17 protein-coding genes and 1 pseudogene are annotated in these 17,256 nt (G+C 72.1%); 7 read left to right on the forward strand and 11 right to left on the reverse strand.

From position 1 onward, the window contains the following. Positions 1-85 precede the first annotated feature (85 nt). The gene (locus ACWCV3_RS13710; RefSeq protein ID WP_451222712.1) at positions 86-538 is read left to right on the forward strand and encodes a MarR family winged helix-turn-helix transcriptional regulator; all 453 of its coding nucleotides are present in this window, start codon (positions 86-88) and stop codon (positions 536-538) included. Positions 539-567: 29 nt separating this feature from the next. Further along, positions 568-1,356, forward strand: coding sequence for an EI24 domain-containing protein (locus ACWCV3_RS13715; protein ID WP_451222714.1), 789 nt, complete (start codon positions 568-570; stop codon positions 1,354-1,356). A gap of 179 nt (positions 1,357-1,535) precedes the next feature. Here the strand turns inward: ACWCV3_RS13715 and ACWCV3_RS13720 are convergent, their stop codons facing one another. Both ACWCV3_RS13720 and ACWCV3_RS13725 read right to left on the reverse strand, forming a co-directional pair. Further along, a complete protein-coding gene (locus ACWCV3_RS13720; RefSeq protein WP_451222716.1) occupies positions 1,536-2,507 on the reverse strand; it encodes an aldose epimerase family protein in 972 nt (323 codons plus the stop codon). A gap of 90 nt (positions 2,508-2,597) precedes the next feature. Next, positions 2,598-3,479, reverse strand: a complete 882-nt coding sequence (locus ACWCV3_RS13725; RefSeq protein WP_451222718.1) for an SGNH/GDSL hydrolase family protein — start codon at positions 3,477-3,479, stop codon at positions 2,598-2,600. A 266-nt stretch (positions 3,480-3,745) separates the two neighbouring features. Between ACWCV3_RS13725 and ACWCV3_RS13730 the strand changes: the two genes are divergently transcribed. Continuing rightward, complete coding sequence (locus ACWCV3_RS13730; RefSeq protein WP_451222720.1) at positions 3,746-4,240, forward strand: DUF3145 domain-containing protein; 495 nt, start codon at positions 3,746-3,748, stop codon at positions 4,238-4,240. Positions 4,241-4,308: 68 nt separating this feature from the next. Here ACWCV3_RS13730 and fabF read toward each other — a convergent pair whose 3' ends face one another. From fabF to ACWCV3_RS13755, 5 genes are all read right to left on the reverse strand, one after another. After that, positions 4,309-5,571: a beta-ketoacyl-ACP synthase II gene (fabF, locus tag ACWCV3_RS13735; protein WP_451222722.1), complete on the reverse strand. Its 1,263-nt coding sequence runs from the start codon at positions 5,569-5,571 to the stop codon at positions 4,309-4,311. A gap of 83 nt (positions 5,572-5,654) precedes the next feature. Then, complete coding sequence (locus ACWCV3_RS13740) at positions 5,655-5,903, reverse strand: acyl carrier protein (protein ID WP_018545314.1); 249 nt, start codon at positions 5,901-5,903, stop codon at positions 5,655-5,657. Positions 5,904-5,986: 83 nt separating this feature from the next. Further along, complete coding sequence (locus ACWCV3_RS13745; RefSeq protein WP_451222724.1) at positions 5,987-7,018, reverse strand: beta-ketoacyl-ACP synthase 3; 1,032 nt, start codon at positions 7,016-7,018, stop codon at positions 5,987-5,989. Between the two features lie 16 nt (positions 7,019-7,034). Beyond that, a complete protein-coding gene (locus tag ACWCV3_RS13750) occupies positions 7,035-7,973 on the reverse strand; it encodes an ACP S-malonyltransferase (protein ID WP_451222726.1) in 939 nt (312 codons plus the stop codon). Positions 7,974-8,062: 89 nt separating this feature from the next. Continuing rightward, positions 8,063-9,271 (reverse strand): PucR family transcriptional regulator, encoded by a 1,209-nt coding sequence (locus ACWCV3_RS13755; RefSeq protein WP_451222728.1) that lies wholly within the window; start codon positions 9,269-9,271, stop codon positions 8,063-8,065. Positions 9,272-9,385: 114 nt separating this feature from the next. Here ACWCV3_RS13755 and ACWCV3_RS13760 point away from each other — a divergent pair, with 114 nt between their 5' ends. Then, complete coding sequence (locus ACWCV3_RS13760) at positions 9,386-10,042, forward strand: pirin family protein (protein WP_451222730.1); 657 nt, start codon at positions 9,386-9,388, stop codon at positions 10,040-10,042. Between the two features lie 49 nt (positions 10,043-10,091). Here the strand turns inward: ACWCV3_RS13760 and ACWCV3_RS13765 are convergent, their stop codons facing one another. Then, on the reverse strand, positions 10,092-10,913 hold the full coding sequence (locus ACWCV3_RS13765) for a serine hydrolase domain-containing protein (RefSeq protein WP_451222732.1): 822 nt from the start codon (positions 10,911-10,913) through the stop codon (positions 10,092-10,094). A 182-nt stretch (positions 10,914-11,095) separates the two neighbouring features. Between ACWCV3_RS13765 and ACWCV3_RS13770 the strand changes: the two genes are divergently transcribed. Both ACWCV3_RS13770 and ACWCV3_RS13775 read left to right on the forward strand, forming a co-directional pair. Continuing rightward, positions 11,096-11,551, forward strand: coding sequence for a MerR family transcriptional regulator (locus ACWCV3_RS13770; protein ID WP_451222734.1), 456 nt, complete (start codon positions 11,096-11,098; stop codon positions 11,549-11,551). After that, the gene (locus ACWCV3_RS13775; RefSeq protein WP_451222736.1) at positions 11,548-12,567 is read left to right on the forward strand and encodes an aldo/keto reductase; all 1,020 of its coding nucleotides are present in this window, start codon (positions 11,548-11,550) and stop codon (positions 12,565-12,567) included. Before ACWCV3_RS13770 ends, ACWCV3_RS13775 begins: the two co-directional genes overlap by 4 nt. 3 nt (positions 12,568-12,570) lie before the next feature. Here the strand turns inward: ACWCV3_RS13775 and ACWCV3_RS13780 are convergent, their stop codons facing one another. The 3 genes from ACWCV3_RS13780 to ACWCV3_RS13790 all read right to left on the reverse strand — a co-directional run bounded on the left by ACWCV3_RS13780 (position 12,571) and on the right by ACWCV3_RS13790 (position 15,465). Further along, positions 12,571-13,425 (reverse strand): DUF4429 domain-containing protein, encoded by an 855-nt coding sequence (locus ACWCV3_RS13780; protein WP_451222738.1) that lies wholly within the window; start codon positions 13,423-13,425, stop codon positions 12,571-12,573. A gap of 66 nt (positions 13,426-13,491) precedes the next feature. Next, entirely contained in the window at positions 13,492-14,712 is a 1,221-nt protein-coding gene (locus ACWCV3_RS13785; RefSeq protein ID WP_451222740.1) for an alpha/beta hydrolase, read from the reverse strand. A gap of 126 nt (positions 14,713-14,838) precedes the next feature. Then, complete coding sequence (locus ACWCV3_RS13790; RefSeq protein ID WP_451222742.1) at positions 14,839-15,465, reverse strand: TetR family transcriptional regulator; 627 nt, start codon at positions 15,463-15,465, stop codon at positions 14,839-14,841. Positions 15,466-15,586: 121 nt separating this feature from the next. Here ACWCV3_RS13790 and ACWCV3_RS13795 point away from each other — a divergent pair. Then, positions 15,587-17,225 (forward strand): annotated as a pseudogene (locus ACWCV3_RS13795) (MFS transporter); the annotation flags it as partial. Positions 17,226-17,256: the final 31 nt, after the last annotated feature.

Consider the following 17,256-nt stretch of genomic DNA (forward strand, 5'->3'; position numbering starts at 1 on the left):
CTTCTTCCTCAAACTACTTCAGTACCTGAAACAACCATGCTCCTGAATATTTCATGATGTCAAGTAACCCGGTATCCTGGACGGCATGTCCACCCAGCCGCCGCGTCCCGCCGCCCGTCACCGCACCGCCGACCCCCTCACCATGGAGGTCGTCGAGCTGATCGGCGACGTCGTGGCCCGCTTCTACGCGGACTACGAGGAGGCCGCGGCGAGCCACGCGCTCACCGGACCGCAGGCCCGGCTGCTCAGTCTTCTCGCCCTGGAGCCGCTGCCCATGCGCAAGCTCGCCCAGCGGCTGAAGTGCGAGCCGTCCAACGTGACCGGGATCGTGGACCGGCTGGAGACGCGCGGGCTGGTCGAGCGCCGCCCCGACAGCGCCGACCGACGGGTCAAGCTGGCCGCCGCCACCGACGAGGGCCTGCGGGTCGCCCGCGATCTCCGCGACGGCCTGCACTTCGCGCGCGAACCGCTCGCCGGCCTGTCCACCGGTGAACGCTCCTCCCTGCGCGACCTGCTCCGCCGCATGCTCGACGCCTGAACCACGCGGCTGCGGGTAAAGTCCCCGCCATGCGCGATCTAGGGGTGGGGTTCCGTCATCTCCTCAACGGCCAGCGGTGGGTGGCACGGCACGGACGGCAGTACGGCTTCGGCCTGCTGCCCGGCCTGATCACCCTCGTCCTCTACGTGATGGTGCTCGTCGCACTCGCCCTCTGGGGCTCGGACGCCGTCACCTGGGCCACTCCGTTCGCCGACGACTGGGCCGGCCCCTGGCAGGGCCTGTTCCGGGGCTTTCTGACCGTCGTGCTGTTCGCCCTCGGGCTGCTGCTGGCCGTGCTCACCTTCACCGCGGCCACCCTGCTGATAGGCCAGCCCTTCTACGAGAGCCTCTCCGAGCGCACCGACGCCGACGTCTCGCCCGACGGGACCGCGCCCAGCTCCGACCGGCCCATGTGGCGCGAGCTGTGGATCTCCGCCCGCGACAGCCTGCGCATCCTGGTGCGGGCCTGCGTCTGGGGCGTGCTGCTCTTCGCGCTCGGCTTCCTGCCCGTGGTCGGCCAGACCGTCGTACCCGTCCTCGGCTTCTTCGTCACCGGGTTCTTCCTCACCGAGGAACTCGCCTCGGTCGCCCTCCAGCGCCGGGGCGTCGACCTGCGTGCCCGCCTCGCCCTGCTGCGTTCCCGCAAGACGCTCGCCTGGGGCTTCGGCGTCCCGCTGGGCCTCGCCTTCCTCGTCCCCGTGGTCGCGGTGTTCCTGATGCCCGGCGCGGTCGCCGGCGCCACCCTCCTCACCCGCGACCTCCTCGGCGAACCCCTCGCCGAGGAGGAGCCGGAGAGCGAGGAGCAGGTCACCGCCTGAGCCCGCACCCCGGCTGCCGAGAAGGCGAAGTCGTGACACGGGCGTGAAGGGTTCGTGGGAGAAGCCGCGCGGACCCCCGATCGGGCGCCGCCGCCCGCCCGGCGCGGATTACGGTCGAACACCAGCCCCGGTCCCGGAACCTGACACCCGGACCGGGGCTGAATGCCGTCCGGGGCGGCTCAGCGCGTCCCGAAGCCGTACACCGTCGCGGAGTGGTACACCTCACCCGGCTCCAGCCGGGTGGTGGGGAAGTCCGGGCGGTTGGGGGAGTCCGGGAAGTGCTGGGTCTCCAGCGCGATCCCCTCGCCCGGCGCGAACGGGGCGCCCAGGTGGTCGGCCGTGTAGAGCTGGACGCCCGGCTCGGTGGTGGCCACCGTCAGCACCCGCCCGGACGCCGGGTCGTACAGCTCGGCCACCTCCTCGGCGGCCGGCGTGACGCCCTTGTCCAGCACGTAGTTGTGGTCGTACCCAGAGCCGACCTTGCGGGAGGCGCGGAAGTCGAAGCGCGAGTCCGTCACGTCCACCGGCTCGCCCACCGGGATCAGGTCCTCGTCCACCGGCGTGTACCGCGAGGCGTCGAGCCGCAGCTCGTGACCGCCCGCGTGCCCCGAGCCGCCGAGGTTCCAGTACGAGTGGTTGGTGAGGTTCACGACGGTCGGCGCGTCCGTCACCGCCTCGTAGGCGATCCGCAGCGCACCCGACTGGTCCAGGGTGTACGTCGCCGAGACCTCCAGGCGCCCCGGAAAGCCCTCCTCGCCGTGCGGACTGACCCGGCCCAGCCGCACCCCGTGCGCGACCGGCTCCGCGTCCCACACGTACCGGTCGAAGCCCCGGTCACCGCCGTGCAGCGAGTTGGGCCCGTTGTTCCGGGCCAGCGCGTACGTCCGCCCGTCCAGCGGGAAGCGGCCACCGGCGATCCGGTTGGCGTACCGGCCCACCAGGGCGCCCAGGTACGGACCCGGATGGTCCGTGTAGCCCCGGAGGGAGGGGAACCCGAGCACCACGTCCGCCGCGCGCCCGTCCCGGTCCGGCACCTCGGCCGACTGCACGATCCCGCCGTACGACAGCACCCGGACCCGTACCCCGGCGCGCTCGAGAGTCCAGCGGTGCACCGGGGTCCCGTCGGAAAGTGTGCCGAAAAGTTCGCCCATGTGGGAAACCTTAGGGCCTCTCGTCCGGATCATGCCGGGCTCGCGGACTCCGGTGCCTGATCCGGCCTGATCCGAACGAAAGACCCCAGGTCACGGTCTGCGCTCCGTGACCGTCCGGTACGCGATCTCGGCGAGCCGGGCCTGGCCGTCCCGGCTCGGGTGGAACCAGTCCCACTGGCTCAACTGCCCGGTGCCGAAGCGGTAGTCGAAGACCGCGTTGCCGTCGGAGCGGCAGCGCTCGTCCTTGGCGCACACCTCCGCCAGCACCGTGTTGTACTCCTCCACCCGGTGCTGGACCGCCTGCCGGCGCGCCGCCGCCGCCTCGGTCAGGTCGTCCGCGCCACGCAGCATGGACGGGCAGATGCCCAGCTTCCACACCTCTTTGCCCAGCGGGTCGGCCCGCCCCTCCGACCACAGCCGCAGCAGGTCGGGCACGCTCGCCACGTACACCTGCGTCCTCGGCAGCTCCTCGCGCAGCCTCGCCATCGAGCGCTCGAAGTCCGCGCGGAAGTCCGCCACCGGGGTCATCGCCGACACCGAGGACCGGCAGGCGTCGTTGGCGCCCACCATCACCGTCACCAGCTCCGGGCGCCGCCGCACCGCCTGGGCCACCTGTCCGGGCAGGTCGGCCATCCGGGCGCCGGTGACCGCATAGTTCCAGCCCCGCTCGGCCGCGCCCCGCCGTCCCAGCAGCCGGACCGCGAGGCTGTCCACGCCGGTGTCCGCGCCCGTCGCCCAGGACACCTCGGGGCAGTCCGCGAGCACCTGGCAGGCGTCGAAGCCGCGGGTGATGGAGTCGCCCACCGCCGCGACCGAGTCCGGGTGCGCGTTCCACGCCGGGGAGGGCTTCGCCGAGGACCGGGACACGCCCGTACCTCCGTCGCCGCCCCCGGCGGAGTCACATCCGCTCGCCAGCACGGCCGCCGTCAGCACGGCGAGGACGGCCCGCGCCCGGTGGCCTGGTTTCCGCATTCCCGCAGGTCTCCTCGCTCCTTCGGGCACCGACCGCCGGTGCGCCCACCCATCACAACGTGCGAGGGTTCCCGTCCGCCCCCGCTGGAACGGCACACCCCCGTACAAGCGTCCCCCTGGGTGAATGGCGAAGGTTTCCTGGCACCGGGACCGACGGTACGTCACACTCCTTGCATCCCCGCAAGGTAGCCTCGCCATCAACGCGGCCGTCGCGTCATGGCCGCTCGACCAGCCCGCAAGATGTCCCGCTCAGCCCGGAGGTTCCGGTGACGACACGTGGAGTTCTGTACGTGCACTCCGCGCCGCGCGCGCTGTGCCCGCATGTCGAGTGGGCCATCGCCGGGGTGCTGGGCACGCGCGTCAGCCTGGACTGGATCAGGCAGCCCGCCGCGTCCGGCACCTGGCGCTCGGAGTTCTCCTGGCAGGGCGAGGCGGCCACCGCCTCCAAGCTCGCCTCCGCGCTGCGCGGCTGGCAGCTGCTCCGCTTCGAGGTCACCGCCGAGCCGTCCGCCGCGGCCGAGGGCGAGCGCTACAGCTGCACCCCCGAGCTCGGCATCTTCCACGCCGTCACCGGCATCCACGGCGACATCCTCATCCCCGAGGACCGCCTGCGCGCCGCCCTCCAGCGCAGCCGCCAGGGCGAGAGCGACCTGGAGGCCGAACTCTCCAAGCTCCTCGGCAAGCCCTGGGACGACGAGCTCGAGACCTTCCGCCACGCGGGCGAGGGCGCCCCGGTCCGCTGGCTCCACCAGGTGGTCTGAGCCGCCGGGGCGCCGGTACGCGGAAAAGGCCCCCACCGGTCGGTGGGGGCCTTTTCCGGTGCGACGGGTCAGACGGTGCGGAAGGCCAGCACCACGTTGTGACCGCCGAAGCCGAACGAGTCGTTCAGCGCCGCGATGCGGCCCTCGGGGAGCTGACGCGGCTCGCCCACGACGACGTCCGCGTTCACCTCCGGGTCCAGCTCGGAGACGTTGATCGTCGGCGGGGCCGTGCGGTTCACCAGCGCCAGGATGGACGCGACGGTCTCGATACCGCCCGCGCCGCCCAGCAGGTGACCCGTCATCGACTTGGTCGCGGAGACGGCCATGTGGTCGACGTCGTCGCCGAAGACCTTGCGCAGCGCCTTGACCTCGGCCACGTCGCCCTGCGGTGTCGACGTGGCGTGCGCGTTGACGTGCACGATCTCCGCCGGCTTCAGGTCGGTGGCATCCAGCAGGTTCTGCAGCGCCTGGGCGATGCCGTTGCCCGAGGGCTCAGGCTGCGTGATGTGGTGCGCGTCGGCGGAGATGCCCTGGCCGATCGCCTCGGCGTAGACCCGGGCGCCGCGCGCCCTGGCGTGCTCCTCGGACTCCAGCACGATCACACCGGCGCCCTCGCCGAGCACGAAGCCGTCACGGCCGGAGTCGTAGGGGCGGGACGCGCCCTCGGGGTCGTCGTTGTTCTTGGACATCGCCATCATGTTGCCGAAGGCGACGATGGGAAGCGGGTGGATGGCGGCCTCGGTACCACCGGCCACGACCACGTCCGCACGCCCGGTGCGGATCATCTCGATCGCGTACCCGATGGCCTCGGCGCCGGAGGCGCAGGCCGAGACGGGGGTGTGCACACCGGCGCGCGCGCCCAGCTCGATACCGACGTTGGCCGCCGGGGAGTTGGGCATCAGCATCGGCACGGTGTGCGGGGAGACCCGCCGGACGCCCTTCTCCTTCAGCACGTCGTACTGGTCCAGGAGGGTCGTCACGCCGCCGATGCCGGAGGCGATGACCGCGCCGAGGCGGTCGGGGTTCACGGACTGGTCCTCACCGGCCTTGGCGGTGAAACCGGCGTCCGCCCAGGCTTCCTTGGCGGCGATCAGCGCGAACTGCGCGGAACGGTCCAGCTTGCGGGCCTGGGGCCGGGGGAGGACCTCGCCCGGCTCGACGGCGATCTGCGCGGCGATCTGGACCGGCAGCTCAGCCGCCCACTCCTGCTCGAGGCGGCTGACGCCGGACCGGCCGGCCAGCATGGCCTCCCAGGTGGAAGCTGCGTCGCCACCCAGCGGTGTGGTTGCGCCGATACCGGTGACGACCACGGTGCGATTGGTCGGGCTCACGGGAATTCTTTCTCCAACAGATGCGGGATCTACGGCGCCACCGCCGGGTGGCGGGGCCTAGCAGCCTAGGACCGAGGGGTTGCTCAGGCCTGGTGCTTGAGGATGTAGTCGGTGGCGTCACCGACGGTCTTCAGGTTCTTGACGTCCTCGTCGGGGATCTTCACGTCGAAGCGCTCCTCGGCGGCGACGACGACCTCGACCATGGACAGGGAGTCGACGTCGAGGTCGTCCGTGAAGGACTTGTCGAGCTGGACGTCCTCGGTGGGGATGCCGGCGATCTCGTTCACGATCTCGGCAAGGCCCGCGACGATCTCTTCCTGGGTGGCGGCCATGTCAGGCGCTCTCCTTCTTCGATGTTCAGACAATGAGGTGGCATTCGTCCCCGCGTCGGACCGGACGGTCCGGCACGGAGTGCCTAAGGGAGGGTAACGACCGTGGCGGCGTAGACCAGACCCGCCCCGAATCCGATGACGAGCGCCGTGTCGCCGCTCTTGGCCTCGCCGGTCGCCAGAAGCCGCTCCATCGCGAGCGGGATCGACGCGGCCGAGGTGTTGCCGGTGGTGCGGATGTCACGGGCGACCGTGACATGCTCCGGCAGCTTGAGAGTCTTCACCATCGAGTCGATGATCCGCACGTTGGCCTGGTGCGGGATGAAGACGTCCAGGTCGTCCGAGGAGATCCCGGCCGCGTCCAGCGCCTGCTGTGCGACCTTCGCCATCTCGAACACGGCCCAGCGGAACACCGCCTGGCCCTCCTGCGTGATCGCGGGGAACTTGACATTGCCCGCGCTGTCCAGGGGGAGCTGGGAGACGTCGCCGGTGGCGAAGCGGTCCCAGGTCACGGTCTGCTTGATGGTGCCGGCCTTGTCGCCCTCCGAGCCCCACACCGTGGGACCGATGGCCGGCTCCTGGGACGGGCCGACCACGACCGCGCCCGCACCGTCGCCGAACAGGAAGGCCGTCGCGCGGTCCTCCAGGTCGGTCAGGTCGCTGAGCCGCTCCACGCCGATGACGAGCACGTACTCGGCGGAACCTTCCACCACCATGCCCTTGGCGAGGGTCAGGCCGTAGCCGAAGCCCGCGCAGCCCGCCGAGATGTCGAACGCGGCGGCCTTGTCGGTGCCCAGCTTGTCCGCGATCTCCGTGGCCACGGCCGGGGTCTGGGTGAAGTGCGAGACGGTGGAGACCACCACGGCGCCGATCCGGTCGGCGGCGATGCCCGCGTCGGCGATCGCCTTGCCCGCCGCCTCGATCGACATCGCGGCGACCGTCTCGTCCGGGCCCGCCCAGTGCCGGGTCTCGATCCCGGAGCGGGAGCGGATCCACTCGTCGGAGGAGTCGATCGTCTCCAGGATCACCTCGTTGGGCACCACCCGGGTCGGGCGGTAGCCGCCGACCCCGAGGATGCGCGCGTACGGGGCGCCCTTGCTGGGCTTGATCTTCGCCATTTGCATGGGCTCCTTGTCAGGCGCCCGCCGCGTCAGCGGCAGGAGTCGCGGTCTCGGCGATGAGCGCGCGCGCCGCGTCGAGGTCCTCGGGGGTCTTCAGGGCCAGCGTCCGTACACCGGGCAGAGCTCGCTTGGCCAGGCCGGTCAGCGTGCCGCCGGGGCACACCTCGATCAGCGCGGTGACGCCCAGTTCCTTGAAGGTCTCCATGCACAGGTCCCACCGGACCGGGTTGGCGACCTGGCCGACCAGCCGCTCCAGCACCTCGGCGCCGGAGGCGACCGTGCGGCCGTCCTTGTTGGAGACGTAGGTCAGCTTCGGGTCCGCCGGGGCCAGCTCGGCCGCGGCCTTGGCCAGCGTCTCGACGGCGGGCGCCATGTGACGGGTGTGGAAGGCACCGGCCACCTTCAGCGGGACGACCTTGCGGACGCCCTCCGGCTTGTCCTCGCTCAGCGCGGCCAGCTGCTCCAGCGTGCCCGCCGCGACGATCTGGCCTGCGCCGTTGATGTTGGCCGGGGTCAGGCCCAGCTTCTCCAGGTGCGCGACGGAGACCTCCGGGTCGCCGCCGAGCAGCGCCGACATGCCGGTCTCCGTGATCGCGGCGGCGTCGGCCATGGCCAGACCCCGCTTGCGCACCAGGTCCAGGGCGGCGACGTCGTCCAGCACGCCCGCGAAGGCGGCGGCGGTGATCTCGCCGACGCTGTGGCCGGCGACCGCGCCCGACGCGATGTCACCCAGTGCCGCGGCGGACAGCAGTCCGGCCGCGACCAGCAGCGGCTGCGCCACGGCGGTGTCGCGGATCGCGTCCGCGTCGCCTTGCGTCCCGTAGTGGACGAGGTCCAGTCCGATGGCGTCGGACCACGCGGCGACGCGGTCGGCGGCACCGGGGAGTTCGAGCCAGGGGGTCAGGAAGCCGGGCGTCTGGGCGCCCTGGCCGGGAGCGACGAGTACGAGCACTCTCACACTCTCTCTTGTCGACGGCCGAAGCCGCCCGTGGGGACAGGGACGAATAACTCGGAAGGCTTTTGTGGGCCCCCGACAAAAGGCTAGGGCTGGAACTCCCCATCGGTGAGCCGCCCCAGGATCAGGGCGATCCGCAACGTGAAGGCGGATCGTACATCGGAGGGCGACCAGCCGGTGACGTCAGTCACACGTCGGAGGCGGTAGCGCACGGTGTTCGGGTGAACGAAGAGCATCCTCGCCGCGCCCTCGAGACTGCTCGCCTGCTCCAGGTAGACACTCAGGGTCTCCAGCAGCGCCGAGCCCGCCTCCTCCAGCGGTCTGTAGATCTCCTCCACCAACTGCTCGCGCGCACCGGGGTCACCCGCGATGGCGCGCTCCGGAAGCAGGTCGTCCGCCAGCACCGGCCGGGGCGCGTCCTGCCAGGCGGTGCACGCCTTCAGCCCGGCCGCCGCGGCCTGCGCGGACCGGGTCGCGGCCTGGAGGTCGTGCATGACCGGCCCCGCCACCACCGGCCCCGGCGCGAACGGCCCGATCAGCGACTTGGCCACGCTCAGCGGCTGCACCGAGCTGCCCCCCGCGATCACCACCAGCCGGTCCCCGAGCACGCCGGTGAGCACCTGGAGCTTGGCGTGCCTGGCGGCCCGCCGGATCGCCTCCACGGTCAGCTCGCTGTCCCCCTCCGGCGCGGTGCCGAGCACCACGCAGACGTGCTCCGGCGAGTTCCAGCCCAGCGCGGCCGCGCGGCTCACCGCTCCCTCGTCGGCCTCGCCGCTGAGCACCGCGTTCACCACCAGCGACTCCAGCCGGGCGTCCCAGGCACCGCGTGCCTCGGCGGCCTGGGCGTAGACCTGGGCGGTGGCGAAGGCGATCTCGCGGGCGTAGACCAGCAGCGCCTCGCGGAGCACGCGCTCGTCGCCGGGCGCCGCCACCTCGTCGATGGCGCTCTCCATGACCTCGATGGTGGTGCGCACCATCTCCACGGTCTGGCGCAGCGTGATCGCGCGGGTCAGCTCACGGGGGGCGGTGCCGAAGACGTCGGTCGAGATGGCCTGGGGTGCCTCCGGGTGCCGGAACCACTCGGTGAAGGCGGCGATGCCGGCCTGCGCCACGAGCCCGATCCAGGACCGGTTCTCCGGGGGCATGGCCCGGTACCACGGCAGGGTGTCGTCCATCCGCGCGATGGCCTGCGCGGCGAGACTGCCGGAGGACTTCTCCAGCCGCCGCAGGGTCGCGGTGTGCGGATGGACGACGTGTACCGCGGGGTCGGCGGGGTGGGATTCGGGTTCGGGCACGTGGACAAGACTGCCTTATCGGGACGCGCGCATGTGCCGCCGGGTCCCTCCCGCCCTTTGGCACCGTCCGGTACATGCCTGCGGCACGGGCGCCGGGCGCACTACCGTGGGGGCGTGATCGAGGTACGGCGCGCCGCCGAGCGTTACCACGGAGGAGACCCGCAGGCGGGCATCGACTCCCGCCACGCCCTGTCCTTCGGGCCGCACTACGACCCGGCGAACCTGCGCTTCGGCGCGGTGATCGCCTGCAACGAGGAACGGCTCGAACCCGGCGCCGGGTTCGACGAGCACCCGCACAGCCACACCGAGATCGTCACCTGGGTCGTGGAGGGCGAGCTGACCCACCGGGACTCGGCCGGCCAAGAGAGCGTGGTACGCCCCGGTGACGTGCAGCACCTCAGCGCCGCCGCGGGCGTCCGGCACGTGGAACGCAACGACGGCACGGTCCCGCTCACCTTCGTGCAGATGTGGCTGGCCCCGCTGGAGCCCGGCGGGGAGCCGTCGTACGCGGTGGTGCCGGGCATCGCCGACTCCACGCCGTACGCCCTGCCCGGCGCGGGGGCGATGCTGCACGTGCGGCGGCCGGCGGCGGGGGAGTGGACGGCGGTGCCGGACGCCGCGCACCTCTACGTCCACGTGGTGCGCGGCGAGGTCGGCCTCGCGGGGGAGGTGCTGGGCCCCGGCGACTCGGCCCGCGTCACCGGTGCCGAGGGGCTCGCGGCGGTGGGGGTGACGGCGGCCGAGCTGCTGGTGTGGGAGATGGGTCCCTGAGAGCCGTCCCGGGCGCCCGCAGGGGAACGCGGGACGGTCCTTCGGGGGATCAGCCGCGGACCTCCGCCAGTACCGCGTCGGTGAACACCGGCCACACCTCGACGGCCCAGGGTCCGAAGGCGCGGTCGGTGAGGGCGACGGAGGCCACGCGGGCGTCCGGGTCGGTCCAGAGGAAGGTGCCGGACTGGCCGAAGTGGCCGAAGGTGCGGGGGGAGGAAGAACTCCCGGTCCAGTGCGGGGACTTGTTGTCCCGGATCTCGAAGCCGAGGCCCCAGTCGTTGGGATTCTGGTGCCCGTATCCCGGTAGAACGCCCTTGGTACCCGGGTACTGCACGGTCATCGCCTCCGCGACCGTCCTGGGATCCAGCAGGCGCGGTGCCTGGAGCTCGGCCGCGAAGCGCAGCAGGTCCGCCACCGTGGAGACGCCGTCCCTGGCGGGCGAGCCCTCGAGCGAGGTCGAGGTCATGCCCAGCGGTTCCAGTACCGCCTGGCGCAGGTACTCGGCGAAGGGGATGCCGGTGGCCTCGGCGATGTGGTCGCCGAGCTGTTCGAACCCGGCGTTGGAGTACAGCCGCCGCTCGCCGGGCGCGGACATCGTGCGGTGCTCGTCGAAGGCGAGCCCCGAGGTGTGCGCCAGCAGATGGCGGACCGTGGCTCCGGGCGGCCCCGCGGGCTCGTCCAGCTCCACGGCCCCCTCCTCGTACGCCACCAGCGCCGCGTAGGCGGCCAGCGGCTTGGTCACCGAGGCCAGCGGGAAGCGGTGGTCCGCCGGGCCGTGCGTACCCAGCACGGTCCCGTCGGCTCGGACCACCCCCGCTGCGGCGGTGGGGACGGGCCAGTTCTCGATCAGCGCCAGACTCTGCAACGACATACCGGCGACCCTATGCGGCTCACAGCCACAGCTCCGTCCAGGGGTCCGGCTCGGGCCTGAGCCCCCGCGCTCGTACAGCGGCCGGGCGAAGGCCCGGGCGGTGAGCCGGAGCTGCCGGGCCTGGCCATTTCTGCCGGATACCGCTTGCCTGGAGTGTGCTCGAAGGTCATAGCGTTGAGGGCATGACGGTGATGCAGACCACGCAAGCGGTGGCGGCCGGCCGGGACATCTGCTCCGGCCCCCCGCCGCGCCATCCCCGGCCCGACGGCCAGGACCGGTACACGATCAGTGAGGTCGTCGCCTTCACCGGACTGACCGCACACACCCTGCGCTGGTACGAGCGGATCGGCCTGATGCCGCACGTCGACCGCTCGCACACCGGCCAGCGCCGCTACACCAACCGCGACCTGGACTGGCTGGTCTTCGTCACCAAGCTGCGGCTCACCGGCATGCCGGTCGCCGACATGGTCCGGTACGCCGAGCTGGTGCGGCAGGGCGAGGGCACCTACGACGAGCGGCGCGAGCTGCTGGAGTCGACCCGCCGGGACGTGCTCACCCGGATCGACGAGCTGCGCGAGACGCTCGCCGTGCTCGACCTGAAGATCGGTTTCTACGCCACGGAGGGGACCACCCGATGACCGACCGCACGACGCCTTCCGTACGCCTCGGCGAGACCGGCCCCAGGACGAGCGTGCAGGGCCTCGGCTGCATGGGCATGAGCTTCGGCTACGGCCCGGCCGACGCCGAGCAGTCGCGGGCGGCGCTGGAGCGCGCCTTCGACCTGGGCGTGACGCTGTACGACACGGCGGACGCCTACGGCGCGGGGGACAACGAGCGGTTCCTGGCCCCCTTCTTCAAGGCGCACCGTGACGACGTGGTCGTCGCCACCAAGTTCGCCCTGTCCATCCCGCCCGAGGACCCGGCCAGGCGGATCATCCGCAACGACGCCCCCTACATCCGCCAGGCCGTCGAGGACAGCCTCAGGCGGCTCGACGTCGACCTGATCGACCTCTACTACATGCACCGCCGCGATGTGAACGTGCCGATCGAGGAGACCGTCGGCGTCATGGCCGACCTCGTGCGCGAGGGCAAGGTCAAGCACCTGGGGCTGAGCGAGGTCACCGCCGGGGAACTGCGCACCGCGCACGCCGTCCACCCGATCGCGGCCGTGCAGTCGGAGTGGTCCCTGTTCAGCCGGGACATCGAGGCGCAGGTGGTCCCGGCCGCCCGCGAGCTGGGCGTCGGCCTGGTGCCCTACTCCCCGCTGGGCCGGGGATTCCTCACCGGCGCCTTCCGGGACGCCGCCAAGGACCTGACCGACGGCGACTTCCGCCGCTCCCAGCCCCGCTTCACCGGTGACAACGCGACCGCCAACGCGGCCCTGCTGGAGCCGGTGCGCCGGGTGGCCGAGGCGCACGGGGCGACCCTCGGCCAGGTCGCGCTGGCCTGGGTGCACCAGCGGGCGGCGGTGCACGGCCTCGCCGTGGTCCCGATCCCGGGCACCCGCAAGGCGGACCGGGTCACCGAGAACGCCGCAGCCGCGCACCTCGTCCTCACCGAGGAGGAGCTGGCCCTGCTGGAGCCGATCGCCGCTCGGGTGGCGGGGGACCGGTACGCGGACATGACGTTCACCTCGGCGGGCCGGGAGGAGTAACGGCTACAGCTCCGCCAGCAGTTCGGCCTTCTTCGCCGAGAACTCCTCGTCCGTCACCAGACCGGCCTGGTGCAGCTCGCCCAGGTGGCGGATGCGCTCGGCGATGTCGGCCGGGTCCCGCCGGGTCGCGGCGGCCGGAACCGCGGGCACGGCGCCCCTCGTCCGCACCGCAGCGAGGACCGCCGCCGCGAACGGCAGGGACTCGTGCACCGGTCCGTAGCCGAGCCCGAAGACCACGGTCGCCGCGTCCTGATCCGGCGGCACCGCCTCCGCGGCGCCCGCCGGTTCCTTCGGCAGCAGCCGGAGGTACCCCTCGAACGCCTCGGGCGAGCGCCACTCCACCCCGCCGAGGTCCGCGACGGCGAACCGCTGGTCGCCCGCCTTCCACTTCGCGGACGAGGCCCCCGTCCACGACCAGCGGAAACGCACCGAGGTCCCGTCGAAGGACGCCTTCCCGTCGTAGGCCTTGAAACGGAGCGGTGCTCCGGGGGAGCCGATCAGGTACCGGTCGGCGGGGCCGGAAGCGGTCAGCGCCTCCCTCAGCTCGTCGGCGTAGTACTCGGCCAGCGTCTCCCGCTCGGCGGGCATCACCAGCCGGTACGGGTCCAGGCCCTCGGGGAGCTGACCGGCCGCGGCCTCCAGCAAGGGGTCGGCTCCGGCCCGCGGCTGGAGCCGCAGCACCACCGTGCCCCGCTTGCCCTCGGCCAGGCTCACGCCCTCCAGCGCGGCGAGCGGCACCCGCCGTTCGCCGAGCGCCTGGAAGAGCTTCGGTGTGCGAATCCCCCGTTCGTAGCGGATGAGCACGGAGTCTGACCCGAACTCCCAGACGGCATGAAAACCCGCCAGCACGTCACCCATGCGGCTCATCGTATGCGGCACTTGTCCCTCCGTCGCCACCCGCGCGGACCGCACTTCCTGCTGTTTCTACGCGCGTCCCGCGGCAGGCGCGTCCGGCACGCCGGCCCGGCACGCGTCGTCCCCGCGGGCGCACGTCACCGAGCCGTACGCCCCCACGCCGACCTCGGCGAGGTTGCGCAGGCTGTCGGTGCCCGGCTGGAAGTAACCGGCGTGACCCTGCGCGTCGCGCGAGGACAGCACCCGCGCGCCGAAGGCGCGGGACACCGGGTCGGCGCCGTGCCCGAGTCCGCCGACCTCCAGGTAGGGCACGTCCTGCACCCAGTCGGTGGCGTCCCGCATCGCCCACACCCGCGCGGTGCGGTTCAGGTGCGCCGCGCTGGCCGCCCGCATGCCGGGGCTCGCGGCCACCGCGATGTCGCTCACCCGGCGGGGCATGTCCGGCGCGGCGACCCCGCAGACCACCGAGCCGTAGCTGTGGCAGAACATCGACACCTCGGCCCGGCCGGGCAGCGCGCGCAGCAGCGCGTTCAGCCGTACGGCACCGTCCACCGCGCGCATCGCGGTCGCCGCGTCCACTCCGAGCCCCGCGGGCGCGGTGTAGTCGGCCCAGGCGATCACGGCGGTACGGGCCTCGGGCGCGGCCTGCCGCTCGGCCGAGTACAGCGACTTGGCCATGCCGACCGGGGCGCTGTAGGGGCGGTACGACTTCTCGAAGGTCAGCAGGTCGGTGTCGACACCGGGCACCACCACGGAGATCCGTTCGGCCCGGCGCAGGTCGCCGAAGACCTCGGCGATCCGGCCCGAACCCTCGGGGTCGAAGGCGAGGACGTGCCGCTCGGGCCGCAGCAGCGCCTCGTACCGGTGCATCCGGCGGGCCGCGTCCTGCTGCCCGGCGGTGCTGAGCCGGTTGTCGTGCACGCGGCGCGCTTCCACGTCCCGCTCCCGCTCCAGCGCCACCCGGTTGGCCTCGTAGCGCAGTGTGACGGGAGCACCGTTCATGTTGCCCACCGCCAGCGGGTAGCGCGTCGCCAGGTCGTGGCGGTCGTAGGGGGTGAGCGAGCCGAAGAAGCGGGCCAGCCCCGCCGGGGCGGTCTTGGCCGGATCCGGCAGGGGCTTGCCGTGCACGCTGTCGCGCACCCACGCGGACAGGGAGGACCGCAGCGCGGTCGACTCACGGTGGGTGTGCTGCGCCGTCCAGCCGGTGGTCGCGAGCATCACGAGCACGACGGCCAGGGCGAGCAGGGTGCGCCAAACGCTGAGCTGGGGGGAGATGCCGAAGGAAGTCACTGGGAGGACACACTAGGAGGACGGAAGGGTCTCGGGTCAAACGAGTGGCGGGGATCACGTTTCGTGTGCCGGAGCGGGGGACGGGAACGATCTCTCCAAACGATCTCGTCCGCTCCGCCAACGATTTCAGGCCGCGCGCCAGTTCCCCGTCAGCGCCGGGCCCACCTGGTCGAGGTACGCCGCCGTGAGCCCCCGGATGGCGGCCAGGCTGAAATCGTCCCCGGTGCTCCACTGCCGTTCGGTGACCCGGATCACCCCGGCGAACACCGCCACCGCCAGCCGCGGCCGGGGGTCGGCGTCCACGTCGACGCCCTCGCGCTCCGCGAGCAGCCCGGCGATGGTCTGCTCGGTCGCCGCCGACCGGCGCAGATGCGCGGCGAGCAGCGCGGGTGTCGACTCGATCGTGCGGTACATCCGCAGGTACAGCTCGACCGGTACGACCGACTCCACGGTCTCCCGTATGTCGTCCCAGCCCTCCAGCACGGCCTGCCTGAGCGCCTCCATCGGCGGCTCGTGCGGCGGGCGGGCGCGGACGGCCGCGACGAAGTGGGCCTCCGTCATCTCCTGCACCGCGAAGGCCGCGTCCTCCTTGCCCGCGAAGTAGCGGAAGAAGGTCCGCTGCGAGACGTCGACGGCCTCGGCGATCTCGTCGACCGTCGTCCGCTCGTAGCCCCGGGTGGTGAACAGTTCGAGGGCGGCGCGCGCCAGAGCCTCGCGGGTACGCCGCTTCTTGCGCTCGCGCAGCGTCTCCATGGCCTCTCCCTCTACGTCCTTCCAGATCACAGTAAGCGGTCGGGTGAACGCCGGTCACATGTCAGCCGCTGACTTGTGAATGCGTTTGTCAACTGTCAGTGACTGTCACTAGCCTCATTACATGACTAGTCAGACCACCATCGACAAGCCGGGATCGGGGGACGGGGCACCCGCCGATGCGTCGCCGCGGCCCTCATCGGGACTGCGCGGGCACCCCTGGTTCACCCTGATCACCGTCGCCGTGGGCGTCATGATGGTGGCCCTGGACGGCACCATCGTGGCCATCGCCAACCCGGCCATCGCCAAGGACCTGCACGCGAGCTTCTCCGACGTGCAGTGGATCACCAATGCCTACTTCCTCGCCCTCGCCGTGGCCCTGATCACCGCGGGCAAGCTCGGCGACCGCTTCGGGCACCGGCAGACCTTCCTCATCGGCGTGACCGGTTTCGCGCTGGCCTCCGGCGCCATCGGGCTGTCCGACAGCATCCCGATGGTCGTCACCTTCAGGGTCCTGCAGGGCCTGTTCGGCGCGCTGCTGATGCCGGCCGCGCTCGGCCTGCTGCGGGCCACCTTCCCGGCCGAGAAGCTCAACATGGCGATCGGCATCTGGGGCATGGTCATCGGCGCCTCCACCGCCGGCGGCCCGATCCTGGGCGGTGTGCTGGTCCAGCACGTCAACTGGCAGTCGGTGTTCTTCATCAACGTGCCCGTCGGCCTGCTCGCCCTGCTGCTCGGCACGCTGATCCTGCTCGACCACCGCGCGGAGAACGCTCCGCGCTCCTTCGACCTGCTCGGCATCGCGCTGCTGTCCGGTGCCATGTTCTGCCTGGTCTGGGCGCTGATCAAGGCTCCGGCCTGGGGCTGGGGCGACGGCCGCACCTGGGGCTTCATCGGCGCCTCGGTGCTGCTCTTCGTGGTCTTCGCCTGGTGGGAGACGCGGGTCGCGGAACCGCTGATCCCGCTCACCCTGTTCCGCTCGGTCCCGCTGTCGGCGGGTGTGGTGCTGATGGTCATGATGGCCATCGCCTTCATGGGCGGCCTGTTCTTCGTGACCTTCTACCTGCAGAACGTGCACGGGCTCAGCCCGGTCGACGCAGGTCTGCACCTGCTCCCGCTCACCGGCATGATGATCGTCGGCTCCCCGCTGGCGGGCTTCGCCATCACCAAGCTGGGCCCGCGCCTCCCGCTCGCGGGCGGCATGACGCTCACCGCGGTCGCCATGTACGGCATGTCCACCCTGGAGGCGGACACCGGCAGCGCGACCATGTCGATCTGGTTCGCACTGCTCGGTCTCGGTCTCGCCCCGGTCATGGTGGGCGCCACCGAGGTCATCGTCGGCAACGCCCCGATGGCCCTCTCCGGTGTGGCGGGCGGTCTCCAGCAGGCGGCCATGCAGATCGGCGGCAGCCTCGGCACCGCCGTGCTCGGCGCCGTCATGGCCTCCAAGGTCGACAACGACCTGGCGGGCAACTGGACCGGCGCGGGCCTTCCCCCGCTGACCCCCACCCAGCTCGACCAGGCGTCCCAGGCCGTCCAGGTGGGAGTCGCCCCGGTGACGAAGCAGATGCCCCCGGCGATCGTCGCCAAGGTCACCGGCGTCGCCCACGACACCTTCATCTCCGGCATGAGCCTCGCGTCGCTGGTGGCGGCGGGCGTGGCGGCGCTGGCGATCCTGGTGGCCCTGATGACCCGCCGAGGCGTCAACGCCGAGGCAGGCGCCGCGGTGGGCCACATCTGACGCATCCGGGAAGGGCCGGGCAGGGCAGCACGGCTGCCCGGCCCTTCCCGGTC

It is taken from the genome of Streptomyces sp. NPDC001781, assembly GCF_053596035.1.

What these genes read in the sequence shown, in the direction of transcription:
- ACWCV3_RS13780 (WP_451222738.1), bottom strand. Translation starts at nt 13,425, where the DNA reads ATGGGTGACGTGCTGGCGGGTTTTCATGCCGTCTGGGAGTTCGGGTCA.
- ACWCV3_RS13710 (WP_451222712.1), top strand. Translation starts at nt 86, where the DNA reads ATGTCCACCCAGCCGCCGCGTCCCGCCGCCCGTCACCGCACCGCCGAC.
- ACWCV3_RS13765 (WP_451222732.1), bottom strand. Translation starts at nt 10,913, where the DNA reads ATGTCGTTGCAGAGTCTGGCGCTGATCGAGAACTGGCCCGTCCCCACC.
- ACWCV3_RS13745 (WP_451222724.1), bottom strand. Translation starts at nt 7,018, where the DNA reads ATGGCGAAGATCAAGCCCAGCAAGGGCGCCCCGTACGCGCGCATCCTC.
- ACWCV3_RS13715 (WP_451222714.1), top strand. Translation starts at nt 568, where the DNA reads ATGCGCGATCTAGGGGTGGGGTTCCGTCATCTCCTCAACGGCCAGCGG.
- ACWCV3_RS13770 (WP_451222734.1), top strand. Translation starts at nt 11,096, where the DNA reads ATGACGGTGATGCAGACCACGCAAGCGGTGGCGGCCGGCCGGGACATC.
- ACWCV3_RS13790 (WP_451222742.1), bottom strand. Translation starts at nt 15,465, where the DNA reads ATGGAGACGCTGCGCGAGCGCAAGAAGCGGCGTACCCGCGAGGCTCTG.
- ACWCV3_RS13775 (WP_451222736.1), top strand. Translation starts at nt 11,548, where the DNA reads ATGACCGACCGCACGACGCCTTCCGTACGCCTCGGCGAGACCGGCCCC.
- ACWCV3_RS13725 (WP_451222718.1), bottom strand. Translation starts at nt 3,479, where the DNA reads ATGCGGAAACCAGGCCACCGGGCGCGGGCCGTCCTCGCCGTGCTGACG.
- ACWCV3_RS13720 (WP_451222716.1), bottom strand. Translation starts at nt 2,507, where the DNA reads ATGGGCGAACTTTTCGGCACACTTTCCGACGGGACCCCGGTGCACCGC.
- ACWCV3_RS13740 (WP_018545314.1), bottom strand. Translation starts at nt 5,903, where the DNA reads ATGGCCGCCACCCAGGAAGAGATCGTCGCGGGCCTTGCCGAGATCGTG.